The following is a 12981-nucleotide window of genomic DNA, read 5'->3' as shown; positions in this document are numbered from 1 at the left end:
CGCGGGCCACCGGCCCCCACCCGTGGGTCCGCCGGCCCTCCGCCTGCTGACCGCCCGTCGCTGAGGCACCCGGTGACCCCATCTAGATAAACAGCCTTTTGCCCTGTTTGCGTGTCGGGCGCGAAGTGCCTTACCCATGCGGATAGTTTCCGCTGAGCCGACACACAGCGACACATGGGCAGGGCAGCGTATGGCCGTCGATCCGTTGATCGATCTGCGGGACGTCAACAAGCACTTCGGAGACTTGCACGTTCTGCGGGACATCAATCTCACCGTTGGACGCGGGGAGGTGGTGGTGGTCATCGGCCCCTCCGGCTCCGGCAAGTCGACCCTCTGCCGTGCGATCAACCGGCTGGAGACGATCGAGTCGGGCCGGATCACGATCGATGGTGAGCCGCTCCCCGAAGAGGGCAAGGGACTGGCCCGACTGAGAGCCGAAGTCGGCATGGTCTTCCAGTCGTTCAACCTGTTCGCGCACAAGACCGTGCTGGCCAACGTCTCCCTCGCCCCGATGAAGGTGCGCAAGCGGAAGAGGCCGGAGGCCGACGCCCGCTCCCGCGAACTGCTGGAGCGTGTGGGGCTCGCCGCGCACGCCGACAAGTTTCCCGCGCAGCTCTCCGGGGGCCAGCAGCAGCGCGTGGCCATCGCCCGCGCTCTGGCCATGGACCCCAAGGCGCTCCTCTTCGACGAGCCCACCTCGGCGCTCGACCCGGAGATGATCAACGAGGTGCTGGAGGTCATGCAGCAGCTGGCGCGCGACGGAATGACCATGGTCGTCGTCACCCACGAGATGGGCTTCGCCCGGTCCGCCGCGAACCGCGTGGTCTTCATGGCGGACGGCCTCATCGTCGAGGACCGCACTCCGGAGGAGTTCTTCACCGCCCCCGAGAGCGACCGCGCCAAGGACTTCCTGTCCAAGATCCTCAAGCACTGACGGGAGGCTCCGCGTTGCGCACGAAGAAGAACGCCGCGAAGAAGATCACCGCGAAGACGCGCGCGCCGAAGAAGGTCACCGCGAAGACGGTCGCGCCCAAGAAGGTCACCGCGCTGCTGGTCGGCCTGGTGCTGACGGCGCTCGCCGCCGGATGCGGCAAGGAGGGGAGCCCGCCGGTCAAGGGGCCCAAGGCCGGCGAGCTGCCCCACTACACCGTGAACACCGGCTTCCGGCTCCCCGCGTCGAAGACCTGGACGGCGGCCGAGAGACGGGGCCGTCTCGTGATCGGTGCCAAGGAGGACCAGCCCTATCTCGGCGAGAAGGACCCGGCCACCGGGATCTACTCCGGATTCGACATCGAGATCGCCACGATGGTGGCGGCCTACCTCGGGTTTGGTCCCAAGGAGGTCCGGTTCAAGACCATCGCCTCGGCCAACCGTGAAACCGCCCTGCAGAACGGTCAGATCGACTACTACGTCGGCACCTACACCATCAACGACATGCGCAAGAAGCTCGTCGGATTCGCCGGCCCGTACTTCATGGCCGGACAGGGTCTCCTGGTGCGCACCGACGAGAACGACATCCACGGCCCGCAGGATCTGGCGGGCAAGACGGTCTGCTCGGCCGCCGGGTCCACCCCCTACCAGCGCATCGCCGCCGACCACCCCGAAGCGGACCTGGTCGCCTACGACACGTACTCCATCTGCGTCGACAACCTGCTGACCTACCAGGTCGACGTCGTCACCACGGACGACGCGATCCTGCTGGGCTTCGCGGCGAAGGCGCCGGACGAGATGAAGGTCGTCGGCAAGCCCTTCTCCGAGGAGCCGTACGGCATCGGCGTGCCGCGCAGCGACAACGCCCTGCGGGCCGCGATCAACGACGCACTGGAGGAGAACGAGAAGAACGGCAACTGGAAGAAGGCGTTCGAAGCGACGCTGGGGCTGTCCGGCGTACCCGCGCCGAAGCCGCCGCCCATCGACCGCTACCCGGCGAACTGAGGGACCGGCCACCATGGACGTACTGACAGAGAACTTCTCGCTCTACGGCAAAGGGTTCCTCGGGACCCTCGAACTCACCGTCTTCGCTTCGCTCCTGGCCCTCGTACTCGGCTTCGTCATGGCCTCGTTCCGGGTCGCCCCGGTCGGTTCGCTCAGGCTCGTCGGCACCGTCTGGGTGACGGTGCTGCGCAACACCCCGCTCACCCTGCTGTTCTTCGCCGTCCTCCTCGGTCTGCCGCGCTTCGGCCTCGTACTGCCGTTCAACGTCTTCGCCGTCCTCGCGCTCGGCTGCTACACCTCGGCGTTCATCTGCGAGGTGCTGCGCTCCGGCATCAACACGGTGCCCACCGGCCAGGGAGAGGCTGCCCGCAGCCTCGGAATGTCCTTCGGGCAGACCCTGAACACGGTCGTACTGCCCCAGGCGTTCCGCTCGGTGATCCCGCCGGTCGGCTCGACGCTCATCGCGCTCGCCAAGAACTCGGCGATCGCCGGGGCGTTCAGCGTCACCGAGCTGCTGGGCACCTACAAGACCCTCAACGAACTCGGCTACAGCATCATCTGGACCTTCGTCTGGATCGCCGTGGGATACCTGATCATCACGCTGGCCATCAGCGCGCTCTTCACGGTGCTGGAAAAGCGCTGGGGGGTGGCCCGATGACCACCCACGCCGCACCCGCCACCGCGCTCTACGACATCCCGGGCCCCGAAGCCCGCAAGCGGCACTTCCTCTACGGGATCGCCGCCACGATTCTGGTCGCCGCCCTCCTGGGCTGGATCGTCTACCTCCTGATCCACACCGGCCAGTTCGCCGCCGCCAAGTGGAATCCCTTCACCTACAAGGGCATTCAGGAGCTGCTGCTGCGCGGGCTCGGCAACACCCTGAAGGCGTTCGCGTACGCGGCGGTGCTCTCGCTGGCGCTCGGCGCGGTCCTGGCCGTCGGCCGGCTCTCCGTACACCGCCCGGTGCGCTGGATCGCCACCCTGCTGGTCGAGTTCTTCCGGGCCATGCCCGTACTGGTGATGATCTTCTTCATCTTCGTGGCACTGAAGGTCCAGCCGCTGCCCGCCCTGGTCGCCGGGCTGACCCTCTACAACGGCTCGGTGCTGGCCGAGGTGTTCCGTACCGGCATCAACTCCGTCGAGCGCGGACAGCGGGAGGCCGCGTACGCGCTGGGGATGCGTAAGACGCAGGTCACGGTCTCCGTCCTCGCGCCCCAGGCCGTACGCGCGATGATGCCGACGATCATCAGCCAGCTCGTGGTGGCCCTGAAGGACACCTCGCTCGGTTATCTGATCACCTACGAGGAGTTCCTCCACGCCGGGAAGCTCATCGCCTCGAACCTCGACTACGACCTTCCGTTCATCCCGGTCGTGATGGTGATTTCCCCCATCTACATCGGGATGTGCATGCTCCTCTCGTGGTTCGCCACCTGGATGGCCAGGCGCCAGCGCCGCAACCCGAAGACGGAGGCCGTGGAAGTGTCCCCGGCCGGACCAGGACCCCTGTTGCCCTGAAGGTTGTCCGGGGACCCCAGGTGGGTGTCCGGACACCCCGACCGGCCAGCAGCCGGAGATCACCTCCCACGCGCCGGGAACCCGGACGTTTTCCCGGGCCCCGGCCCGCGCGGGGAGAAGGTCAGCTGTATGCCGGTGCACCCGCCGGAAGGCAGAGGGGGCGTTGCCCAGCCGAAGTACCGGAAGGTGTTGTTGACGGAGAACGGGCCGTCGTCGTGGGGATGCACGACGAAGGCCCGTTCCTGTCTGCTGTCCGGGGCCGGTCGGTCGGCCCATGGCACGGGACAGGGGGAGGGGGAGGCGCCGTCGACCGACGTCGTGGAGCCGCCGGCGCAGGCTGCCTGCACGGCGGGGCGGCGCTGCCCGCGTGCGCGCCGCTGTGCGGTGTCGTGCAAGTACACGGCGGCCCCTGTGGACGTACGGGCTGGGGCTGCTGGAGGGCGCGATCCTCCTCGGCATCCTCACCTACATCGTCCCCGCGCTGGACTGGGATCAGGCGCCCTGCTGGACCGGGCCCACGAGGGTGCCGGTGGCAACCTTGAGCGTGCCCTCGGCGAACGACGTGCCGGGGATCTCCCCGCCTGGAGCCCGGAGCGTGAACGACGCTTCGTCGGCCGGGACTGCGCGGCTGTCGTTCGGAACCTGGATGTCGAAGTGCGCCGGGTGGCCGGGGCCGAAGGCGACCACGGTCTGCCGGCTGCCGTAGCGGCCGGCGGTGATCCCACGGTCCGAGCCGTGGTCCAGGAACCGCAGGTCGGTGGGTGAACCCGCCAGCTCACAGGACGCGTACCCGCGCGGCGCGGTCAGGGTGACGCGGTAGTGGCGGTGCCCCGCGGTGCTGTCCGCCACGGTGATCTCCGCCGTGTGGTTGGCGGGGCGGCAGGCCGAGGGAGCGCTGCCGCCGCCCGGCGCGGGTGACGCCTGCACGGCTCCCGTGACGGCGCCACCGGCCAGTACGGTGGCGGCGAGGGTGACGGTGATCCTCCGGTGGGTGCGCATGAACGCTCCTTGCCTTGTTCGATGGCCGCCGGCAGTTCTCCGCCAGGACCACGGTCGAGGCCATTCATGCCCCCTTTGTCACCGGATCGCCCCCGGACGATGTCCCAGGATCGTCACAGCGGAATCTTCCCCACGGGCTGCCGCCGTGGGGACGCACGACGGGCGACCGCTCAGTGGTGTTCCCGGGACGGCCGGTCAGCCGGCGGCACGGTCGGCGGCCGGGACCGCCGCCGGGACAGGAGCCTGCGCGGCACGGGTCACGTCCGCGACCAGTTCCACCACATCAGGGCCGTACGCATCGGAATTGACGACTTTCAGAAGCAGGCAGAAGGTCGAGTCGCGATAGGTGCGCGCCAACTTCTCGTGATGGCGGGTGAGATAGCGGGCGGCGGCCTGGTTGGTGATCGCGCGCTGGCCGCAGAGGAGGAACACCGGGCGCCTTTCCCCGCCGATGCTCAGCCGGGCCAGCAGCACGTGTTCCAGCACACCCTTGACCACCGGGTAGTGCTCCGTCCCGATACGGAACGAGGCCCGGTCCGGGCCCGGTTCGCGGTCCGTGTTCACCCGGAGGCCGGGCAGTAGGGCTTGGAGGTGGGCGGCCGTACGTCGGTTCGACCCCGGACCGCCGACGCAGTATTCCGTGCGTTCGCCGAAACCCTGCCGGGCCGCGTCGTGGGAGAGGATCTGCGCATGCGCGTCGCAGTCCTTGATCATCGCTGCCAACTCCAGCAGTGCGAAGACGTCCTGACGGTGCACCGCACCGTCCGTCCCCGGGTCGCGGTTGACGACGAGCAGGCATTCGGAGTTGGCCGGAAGTCCGAAGAAGGCTTGCTTGCGGCGGAGTTTGCGGCGCCAGAGGTAGGTGCGTGAGATCCAGCCGAGAGCGGCGCTCATCCCCGCGGCGATGACGCCCAGCACGATGTTGCGTACGTCGTCGGTCATGGCCGGGGATAGTAGCGGGCATCCGGGTGTCCGTTCGAGGCGGTCCTGACGATCCGGCCGGGCCGGGGTTACCCTGCGCGGACGATCGTCAACTGGAGGTACGCATGCGTCGACCTGTCGGACGGAACGTATCGGTTCTGGCGGTGCTCGCGGTGGTGGCGTCCGTCGGGGCGGCAGCCCCCGCCGGCTCGTCGCCGCGACCCGCTTCACCGGCCAAGACGCCGGTGGCCGCCGGCTACGGGGGAGCGGTGGCCAGCGTGGACGCGGACGCCACAGCCGCCGGTATCGAGGTGCTGCGCAAGGGCGGCAACGCCGTGGACGCGGCCGTGGCGACGGCCGCAGCACTCGGAGTCACCGAACCGTACTCGGCCGGGATCGGCGGCGGCGGGTACTTCGTCTACTACGACGCCAAGTCCCGTACCGTGCAGACCATCGACGGCCGGGAGACGGCGCCCCGCAGCGCGGACTCCTCACTCTTCCTGGAGGGCGGCAAGCCGCTCGCCTTCAACGACGCCGTCACCAGCGGTCTCAGCATCGGCACTCCCGGCACCCCCGCCACCTGGGACAAGGCGCTCGACACCTGGGGCACCGCGTCGCTCGGCACCCTGCTGAAACCCGCCGAGCGCCTGGCCCGTGACGGGTTCGTCGTCGACGGCACCTTCCGCAGCCAGACCGAGGGGAACCAGGAGCGGTTCGCCGACTTCCCGGCCACCGCGAAGCTCTTCCTGCCCGGTGGCGAACTACCCTTGGTGGGCTCGGTGTTCAAGAACCCGGACCTGGCCCGTACGTACGAGAAGCTCGGCCGCGAAGGGGTCGACGAGCTCTACCGGGGTGACCTGGCCGACGACATCGTGCGCACCGTGCGCAAACCTCCCGTCGACCCCGCGTCCGGTCGCGTAGCCCGGGCCGGCGACCTGACGACCAAAGATCTGAAGGCGTACCGCGCGCTGCGGCAGGCGCCGACCAAGGTGGGCTACCGCGGACTCGACGTCTACGGCATCGCGCCTTCCTCGTCCGGCGGTACCAGCGTCGGGGAGGCCCTCAACATCCTGGAGTCCACCGACATCGCCAGGGCGAGCCAGGCGCAGTACCTGCACCGGTTCATCGAGGCGAGCCGGATCGCCTTCGCGGACCGGGGGCGCTGGGTCGGCGACCCGGCGTTCGAGGACGTCCCCACGGCCGGACTGCTCAGCCAGCGGTTCGCCGACTCGCGTGCCTGCCTCATCCGGGACGACGCCGTACTGACCAGTCCGCTGGCGCCCGGCGACCCGAGCTCCCCGGCTCCCTGCGCGAAGGGTGGAATTGCCGCCCCGACGACCTTCGAGGGGGAGAACACCACCCATCTGACGGCCGCCGACAAGTGGGGCAACGTCGTCGCCTACACCCTCACCATCGAGTCGACCGGCGGCAGCGGAATCACCGTGCCGGGACGCGGATTCCTGCTCAACAACGAGCTGACGGACTTCTCCTTCGCTCCCGCCAACCCGGCCGTGCACGACCCGAACCTGCCCGGCCCCGGCAAGCGCCCGCGCTCCTCGATCTCGCCGACGATCGTGCTCGACCACGGGAAGCCGGTGCTGGCGCTCGGATCGCCCGGCGGGGCGACCATCATCACCACCGTGCTCCAGACCCTGACCAGCCGGCTCGACCGGGGGCTGCCGCTCGTCGACGCCATCGCCGCGCCGCGCGCCAGCCAGCGCAACGCGGCGGCCACCGAGATCGAGCCCGCCCTGTGGGACAGCCCGCTGCGGTCCCAACTGGAGTCGCTGGGCCACGTGTTCAAGCTGAACCCGGAGATCGGCGCGGCCACCGGCGTCGAGCGGCTGCCCGACGGACGCTGGCTGGCGGCGGCCGAGACGGTACGCCGGGGTGGCGGCTCGGCCATGGTGGTGACACCGAGCAACGGCAGGCGCTGAGTCCGGGACCGGGACCGGGACCGGGGTCTGCGGTCCGGGATCGGGGTCTGCGATCCCGGACCGGTCTGCGGCCCAGGGGCCCCGCGTGTCACGGGCCGTGTTCTCACAGTGCCGTCAGGATGCGGGGGCCGTCGTCGGTGATGGCCACCGTGTGCTCGGCGTGGGCGGCGCGGCTGCCGTCCGTGGTCCGCAGCGTCCAGCCGTCCGGGTCCGGCCGGAAGTAGTCTCCGCCGCCGGCGATCAGCATCGGCTCGATCGCCAGTACCATGCCGTGGCGGAGGGGGAGCCCCCGCCCCGGGGGCCCCTCGTTCGGTACGGACGGGTCCTCGTGCATGGCCCGGCCGATGCCGTGGCCGCCGAACCCCTCGGGGATGCCGTACCCCGCCGCGCGGCAGACGGTGCCGATCGCGTGGGCGATGTCGCCGATGCGGTTGCCCACAGTGGCTGCCGCGATGCCCGCGTCCAGCGCCGCGTAAGCGGTGTCGATCAGCAGGGTGTCGGCGGGCCGGGCGCGGCCCACGGTGAAGCTGATCGCGGAGTCGCCGGCCCAGCCGTCCAGGGTGGCACCCGCGTCGATGCTGACCAGGTCGCCGTCGCGCAGCCGGTAGCCGCCCGGGATGCCGTGCACGATCGCGTCGTTCACCGACGCGCAGATCACGGCGGGGAAGGGTACGGGCGCGAAGTGCGGGTGGTAGTGGAGGAAGGGCGACCCGGCGCCCGCACCGCGCAGCACCTCGTGCGCCACGGCGTCGAGTTCGCGCAGGCTGACACCGATCTTCGCCGCCTCGCGCACGGCGTTCAGCATCTGCGCCACGACTCGGCCGGCCTCGCGCATCGCGGCCAGGGAGGTTTCTGTCTTGAGTTGCACCATGCCAATTACTATACCGGTCGATGCGGTATTAGAATGACGGCATGGTACGAACGCCACTGACCCCCGAAGAGCGCCTGCGCGGCGAGCGGCTCGGAGCCCTGCTCCGTGAGGCGCGCGGCGCACGCAGCATGGTCGCCGTCGCGGCGAGCGCCGGTCTCTCCGCCGAAACCCTCCGCAAGATCGAGACCGGCCGCGCCCCGACGCCCGCCTTTTTCACGGTGGCGGCCCTCGCGGCAGCCCTCGGACTCTCCCTGGACCAGATCCTCGCGGGCTGTGCCCGGGAGCCCGACACGGTGCCGGAAGCCGGACAGGACTCCGCCCCGGTCGGTTACCTGCTGCCGCTGGGTGCCTGAGGGGTGTCGCCGCGCCCGCGCCGGGACCCTCTACGCTCGGTCCGTGACTCTCCAGGACTTCGCCCGCAGCGAGTACGTCAGCCTGACCACCTACCGCAAGGACGGCACCCCCGTCGCCACGCCCGTATGGGCTGCGGCCGACGGCGGGACGCTCTACGTCTGGACCCGCTCCGACTCCTGGAAGGTGAAGCGGCTTCGCCACACCGCGAGGGTTCGCGTCACGGTCTGCGACGTCAAGGGCCGGATCGCGGAGGGCGCGGCCAGTGCGGAGGGGACCGCCCGGCTCGTCGAAGGGGCGGACATGGGGGTCGTACGCAAGGCGCTGGCCCGCAAGTACTCATGGAAGTTCTGGCTGGTGGACTGGCCGGCCATGGTCGTACGGCTCGGAAAGCGGCCGCACACCGGGATCGCGGTGACCTTCTGAGGGGGCGCGGCCCCGGGCGCGCACTCCTACGCCTGGGCCGTCCGTGCTTCGGGTGCCTCGGACTCGAAAACTGGTCGTAGCCGTGGCGTAACACGGCTGCGGTCGAATGCGAGCTGACTGGAGGGTTCCAGCCGAGGGCCGACGAGGGCGGCGATGACGGTGCATCAGCAAGCGCTAGAAATAGATGAGTTCGCGCGTTTCCTGGGGGAGTTGGCCGCCCGTCTGGACCCCGGGAGCGGGTGGTACGGAGTCTTCACCCGACGTGACCCCGCCGGGATGCGGGCCTGTTTCGACGGAGTCGAAATCCCGCCCTGGGACGTGGTCGAGTCGCTCCTGCAGGATCTGGCCGCTTCCTGCGGTACGCGGTTCGCCGAACAGGAGTCCGTGCGGGCGGCCTCCCTCTACTCGGCCTCGGCGGCAGCCCACGACAGGCGTCCGGGAGGGCGCCAGGAGCTCTACCACCGCTTGGAGTTGATGATCCGCGAACAGGAGGGGGCGGCCCGCCGGCTCCGCGCCGCAGGGATGCGCGGAGCACCGACCGCCGACCGGCAGGCGCTCGCCTGGGCCCAGGACGACCACCGTCGCGCCTCCGCCCGCTGCGCCGAACTCCGCAGCCGCCTGTCGGCGATCACGGCCCCCCGGGACTGGTTCCGGGCGGAGGGTGGCGAGTACGGCGGGTACGAAGACGCTCCCGGGGCGGCCGGCCCCCACGAGGCATCCGGAGCCGCCGGTCAGGACCAGGCTGTTCCGAACACCCGTACAGGGCATGCCGGTTCGCCACCTGCTGTGCCGACGTCCGCCGGGTCCGCGCCCGCCGTGCCTTCCGTGCCCGCGCCCCGGAGCCCCGCAGGCCCCGCGCCGAAGCCGGTGCGGGCGAAGTTGCGAGGTGCCCGGTTCGCCGGCCTCGACGCCGACGACGGGGCCGGCCCCGCACCTTCGGTGCTCCCCCTGCTGCCCTCCGCCGCGCCGTCCGCGCCGCAGCCCCGGGGTGCCCGCTTCGGCGGTGCCACCCGGGAGGAGGCTGCGAACCCCGACGTGCCGGTCCCGGTGCGGGAATCCGACCCGGAGGTGGTGCGGGCCGCCGCCGACGTGGTCACGCTGCTCCTGGCGATGCGCGCGGAGGGGCGTACGGGCGAGGCGTACGCGGTGCTCTGCGAGGCGGCGGCCTGGCCCGCCGGGCGGTTGCCGGTGCTCGCGGTGGCGCTGGGGCTCGCCGGTCTCGGGGCCGACTGGGCCACCCTGCTGTGGGAGGTGTCCTCGCTGCCGCCCGCCGGGCTGGCCGCGGCGGTCGGAGCCCTCGCCGAGGCCGGACGCGGCGAGGACTGCGCGCAGCTCCTGCGGCAGGGCGCCTCCCGGCCGGCCGAGGAGATCGCCGACGCGGCGGTCGCACTGGACCTGGCGGGCCGCCAGGCCGAGGCGGAGGAACTGCTGGGCGCCTTCGTCCGGGTCAGATCCCCGCAGGACGCCGCCCGCATCGCCGGGGCGGGTCCGCCCCGTCTCGTACCGCAACTCCTCGCGGCGGCACGCACGGTGTCGGCGGCCCGGGAGTGGGACCTCGTGCACGCCCTGCGGGTCGCCGGCATCGCAGGCGTCTGACGGACCGTCATGAGCCCGTCCGAGGGCCCGTCCGGGCTGCTTCCGGCGTGTCCCGGCGGGAGGACGGACCGCTCGGGTGCGAAATGTGATCGACTCGGCCGGTTCACGGCGACGGTCTTGCCCCGCCGTGGGGAGGGGCTTACGTTCTCCTCCTACCTTCCGTGTCCACCCGCGTAGAAAACGCGTAGAGGCTCTGACGTCGCGTCGAAGGAGCAGCTCATGTCCCACGTCGTTCGCGCCGCACTCGTCCAGGCGACCTGGACCGGCGACACCGAATCCATGATCGCCAAGCATGAGGAGCACGCGCGCGAGGCCGCCCGGCAGGGGGCGAAGATCATCGGTTTCCAGGAGGTGTTCAACGCCCCCTACTTCTGTCAGGTTCAGGAGCCGGAGCACTACCGCTGGGCCGAACCCGTGCCGGACGGCCCCACGGTCTCCCGGATGCAGGACCTGGCCCGCGAGACCGGCATGGTCGTCGTGGTGCCGGTCTTCGAGATCGAGCAGTCGGGCTTCTACTACAACACCGCCGCGGTGATCGACGCCGACGGTTCGTACCTCGGCAAGTACCGCAAGCACCACATCCCGCAGGTCAAGGGGTTCTGGGAGAAGTACTACTTCAAACCCGGGAACGCCGGCTGGCCCGTCTTCGACACGGCGGTCGGCAAGGTGGGCGTCTACATCTGCTACGACCGGCACTTCCCCGAGGGGTGGCGGCAACTCGGTCTCAACGGGGCGCAACTGGTGTACAACCCGTCGGCGACCTCGCGCGGACTCTCCAGCCACCTCTGGCAGCTGGAGCAGCCCGCCTCCGCCGTCGCCAACGAGTACTTCATCGCCGCGATCAACCGGGTCGGCCGGGAGGAGTACGGCGACAACGACTTCTACGGCACGAGCTACTTCGTCGACCCGCGCGGCCGGTTCGTCGGTGACGTCGCCAGCGACAAGGAGGAGGAACTCGTCGTCAGGGACCTGGACTTCGATCTGATCGAGGACGTCCGCAACCAGTGGGCCTTCTACCGCGACCGCCGTCCGGACGCGTACGACGGGCTGGTGGAGCCGTGACCGGCCTCTTCGCGCGCCACCGCGCCGTCAGCCCCGACTGGCTCAGCCTCTACTACGAGCGCCCGCTGGAGATCACCCATGGCGAGGGGCGCCATGTCTGGGACGCGGACGGAAACCGCTACCTGGACTTCTTCGGCGGCATCCTCACCACGATGACCGCGCACGCGCTGCCCGAGGTGACGAAGGCCATCAGCGAGCAGGCCGGGCGGATCGTCCACTCCTCCACCCTCTACCTCAACCGCCCGCTGGTGGAGCTCGCCGAACGTGTCGCCACCCTCTCCGGCATCCCGGACGCGAGGGTCTTCTTCACCACCTCCGGCACCGAGGCCAACGACACGGCCCTGCTGCTCGCCACCACCTACCGGGGGTCCAACCAGATCCTCGCGATGCGCAACAGCTACCACGGCAGGTCGTTCTCGACCGTCTCGGTGACCGGCAACCGGGGCTGGTCGCCCACCGGTCTCTCCCCGCTCCAGACCCTGTACGTGCACGGCGGGGTCCGGACCAGGGGGCCGTACGCGGAGCTGACCGACGCCGAGTTCATCGCGGCCTGCGTACGCGACCTGGAGGACCTGCTCGGACACACCCGGGGGCCCGCCGCGCTCATCGCGGAGCCGATCCAGGGGGTCGGCGGCTTCACCTCGCCGCCGGACGGCCTGTACGCCGCCTTCCGCGAGGTGCTCGACCGGCACGGCGTGCTGTGGATCTCCGACGAGGTGCAGACCGGCTGGGGACGGACCGGTGACCACTTCTGGGGCTGGCAGGCGCACGCCGAGAACGGTCCGCCGGACATCCTCACCTTCGCCAAGGGCATCGGCAACGGCATGTCCATCGGCGGAGTGGTGGCCCGCGCCGAGGTGATGAACTGCCTGGATGCCAACTCCATCTCCACGTTCGGCGGTTCACCCGTCACCATGGCGGCCGGCCTCGCCAACCTGACGTACCTCCTCGACCACGACCTCCAGGGCAACTCCCGCCGGGTCGGCGGACTCCTCATCGAACGCCTGCGGGCCCTCGCCGCCCCCGTGCCCTCGGTGCGCGAGGTCCGGGGGCGCGGCCTCATGATCGGAATCGAACTGGTGGAACCCGGCACCGACCGGGCGAACCCGGAGGCCGCCGCCGCCGTCCTGGAAGCGGCGCGCGAGGGCGGACTGCTCATCGGCAAGGGCGGCGGACACAGCACCAGCGTGCTGCGCGTCGCCCCGCCGCTCTCCCTCTCCGTCGCCGAGGCGGAGGAGGGCGCGTCGATCCTGGGCGAGGCCCTGCGCGCGGCCCGATGACCCGGAGGCGGCGTCCGCCCGCCGCCTCCACCGCCCCCGATCACCACGCACCGGGGCCCATCCCCCGTGGGTCCCTTCCCGGCACAGC

At 70.6% G+C, this 12981-nt stretch carries 13 protein-coding genes; 10 read left to right on the top strand and 3 right to left on the bottom strand.

Translation table 11 applies throughout. From position 1 onward, the window contains the following. Positions 1–190: 190 nt before the first annotated feature. The 4 genes from ACFYPN_RS12475 (at position 191) to ACFYPN_RS12460 (ending at position 3450) form a co-directional block, all read left to right on the top strand. Positions 191–934 carry an amino acid ABC transporter ATP-binding protein gene (locus tag ACFYPN_RS12475; RefSeq protein ID WP_358756419.1) on the top strand — a complete coding sequence of 248 codons (744 nt, stop codon included), beginning with the start codon at positions 191–193 and terminating at the stop codon, positions 932–934. A 116-nt stretch (positions 935–1050) separates the two neighbouring features. Further along, complete coding sequence (locus tag ACFYPN_RS12470) at positions 1051–1935, top strand: glutamate ABC transporter substrate-binding protein (protein WP_389298218.1); 885 nt, start codon at positions 1051–1053, stop codon at positions 1933–1935. A gap of 13 nt (positions 1936–1948) precedes the next feature. Continuing rightward, a complete protein-coding gene (locus ACFYPN_RS12465) occupies positions 1949–2593 on the top strand; it encodes an amino acid ABC transporter permease (RefSeq protein WP_327178886.1) in 645 nt (214 codons plus the stop codon). Beyond that, on the top strand, positions 2590–3450 hold the full coding sequence (locus ACFYPN_RS12460) for an amino acid ABC transporter permease (protein ID WP_389298003.1): 861 nt from the start codon (positions 2590–2592) through the stop codon (positions 3448–3450). Before ACFYPN_RS12465 ends, ACFYPN_RS12460 begins: the two co-directional genes overlap by 4 nt. 492 nt (positions 3451–3942) lie before the next feature. On the opposite strand, the gene ACFYPN_RS12455 is transcribed toward ACFYPN_RS12460, so the two are convergent. Beyond that, positions 3943–4449, bottom strand: coding sequence for a DUF4232 domain-containing protein (locus tag ACFYPN_RS12455; RefSeq protein WP_358756423.1), 507 nt, complete (start codon positions 4447–4449; stop codon positions 3943–3945). 195 nt (positions 4450–4644) lie between these two features. Then, positions 4645–5391 (bottom strand): hypothetical protein, encoded by a 747-nt coding sequence (locus ACFYPN_RS12450; RefSeq protein WP_358756425.1) that lies wholly within the window; start codon positions 5389–5391, stop codon positions 4645–4647. 104 nt (positions 5392–5495) lie between these two features. Here ACFYPN_RS12450 and ggt point away from each other — a divergent pair, with 104 nt between their 5' ends. Then, positions 5496–7307, top strand: a complete 1812-nt coding sequence (gene ggt, locus ACFYPN_RS12445; RefSeq protein WP_389298002.1) for a gamma-glutamyltransferase — start codon at positions 5496–5498, stop codon at positions 7305–7307. A gap of 103 nt (positions 7308–7410) precedes the next feature. Here the strand turns inward: ggt and map are convergent, their stop codons facing one another. Then, positions 7411–8178, bottom strand: a complete 768-nt coding sequence (gene map / locus ACFYPN_RS12440) for a type I methionyl aminopeptidase (RefSeq protein WP_358756428.1) — start codon at positions 8176–8178, stop codon at positions 7411–7413. 41 nt (positions 8179–8219) lie between these two features. Here map and ACFYPN_RS12435 point away from each other — a divergent pair, with 41 nt between their 5' ends. The 5 genes from ACFYPN_RS12435 (at position 8220) to ACFYPN_RS12415 (ending at position 12893) form a co-directional block, all read left to right on the top strand. Further along, on the top strand, positions 8220–8531 hold the full coding sequence (locus ACFYPN_RS12435) for a helix-turn-helix domain-containing protein (RefSeq protein ID WP_389298001.1): 312 nt from the start codon (positions 8220–8222) through the stop codon (positions 8529–8531). Between the two features lie 43 nt (positions 8532–8574). Beyond that, positions 8575–8955 carry a PPOX class F420-dependent oxidoreductase gene (locus tag ACFYPN_RS12430; protein WP_358756432.1) on the top strand — a complete coding sequence of 127 codons (381 nt, stop codon included), beginning with the start codon at positions 8575–8577 and terminating at the stop codon, positions 8953–8955. 153 nt (positions 8956–9108) lie between these two features. Beyond that, complete coding sequence (locus ACFYPN_RS12425) at positions 9109–10551, top strand: hypothetical protein (protein WP_389298000.1); 1443 nt, start codon at positions 9109–9111, stop codon at positions 10549–10551. Positions 10552–10770: 219 nt separating this feature from the next. Continuing rightward, positions 10771–11613, top strand: coding sequence for a nitrilase-related carbon-nitrogen hydrolase (locus ACFYPN_RS12420; RefSeq protein ID WP_358756436.1), 843 nt, complete (start codon positions 10771–10773; stop codon positions 11611–11613). Further along, on the top strand, positions 11610–12893 hold the full coding sequence (locus ACFYPN_RS12415) for an aspartate aminotransferase family protein (RefSeq protein WP_358756438.1): 1284 nt from the start codon (positions 11610–11612) through the stop codon (positions 12891–12893). Before ACFYPN_RS12420 ends, ACFYPN_RS12415 begins: the two co-directional genes overlap by 4 nt. The last annotated feature ends 88 nt before the right edge of the window (positions 12894–12981 follow it).

The sequence above is a fragment of the Streptomyces sp. NPDC005576 genome (assembly GCF_042871745.1).
Classification (GTDB): Bacteria; Actinomycetota; Actinomycetes; order Streptomycetales; family Streptomycetaceae; genus Streptomyces.
Note: the sequence above shows the minus strand (reverse complement) of the source record. Positions and strands in the feature narration are given on the sequence as shown.

What these genes read in the sequence shown, in the direction of transcription:
- ACFYPN_RS12475 (WP_358756419.1), top strand. Translation starts at nt 191, where the DNA reads ATGGCCGTCGATCCGTTGATCGATCTGCGGGACGTCAACAAGCACTTC.
- map (WP_358756428.1), bottom strand. Translation starts at nt 8,178, where the DNA reads ATGGTGCAACTCAAGACAGAAACCTCCCTGGCCGCGATGCGCGAGGCC.
- ACFYPN_RS12460 (WP_389298003.1), top strand. Translation starts at nt 2,590, where the DNA reads ATGACCACCCACGCCGCACCCGCCACCGCGCTCTACGACATCCCGGGC.
- ACFYPN_RS12465 (WP_327178886.1), top strand. Translation starts at nt 1,949, where the DNA reads ATGGACGTACTGACAGAGAACTTCTCGCTCTACGGCAAAGGGTTCCTC.
- ACFYPN_RS12450 (WP_358756425.1), bottom strand. Translation starts at nt 5,391, where the DNA reads ATGACCGACGACGTACGCAACATCGTGCTGGGCGTCATCGCCGCGGGG.
- ggt (WP_389298002.1), top strand. Translation starts at nt 5,496, where the DNA reads ATGCGTCGACCTGTCGGACGGAACGTATCGGTTCTGGCGGTGCTCGCG.
- ACFYPN_RS12420 (WP_358756436.1), top strand. Translation starts at nt 10,771, where the DNA reads ATGTCCCACGTCGTTCGCGCCGCACTCGTCCAGGCGACCTGGACCGGC.
- ACFYPN_RS12455 (WP_358756423.1), bottom strand. Translation starts at nt 4,449, where the DNA reads ATGCGCACCCACCGGAGGATCACCGTCACCCTCGCCGCCACCGTACTG.
- ACFYPN_RS12435 (WP_389298001.1), top strand. Translation starts at nt 8,220, where the DNA reads ATGGTACGAACGCCACTGACCCCCGAAGAGCGCCTGCGCGGCGAGCGG.
- ACFYPN_RS12425 (WP_389298000.1), top strand. Translation starts at nt 9,109, where the DNA reads ATGACGGTGCATCAGCAAGCGCTAGAAATAGATGAGTTCGCGCGTTTC.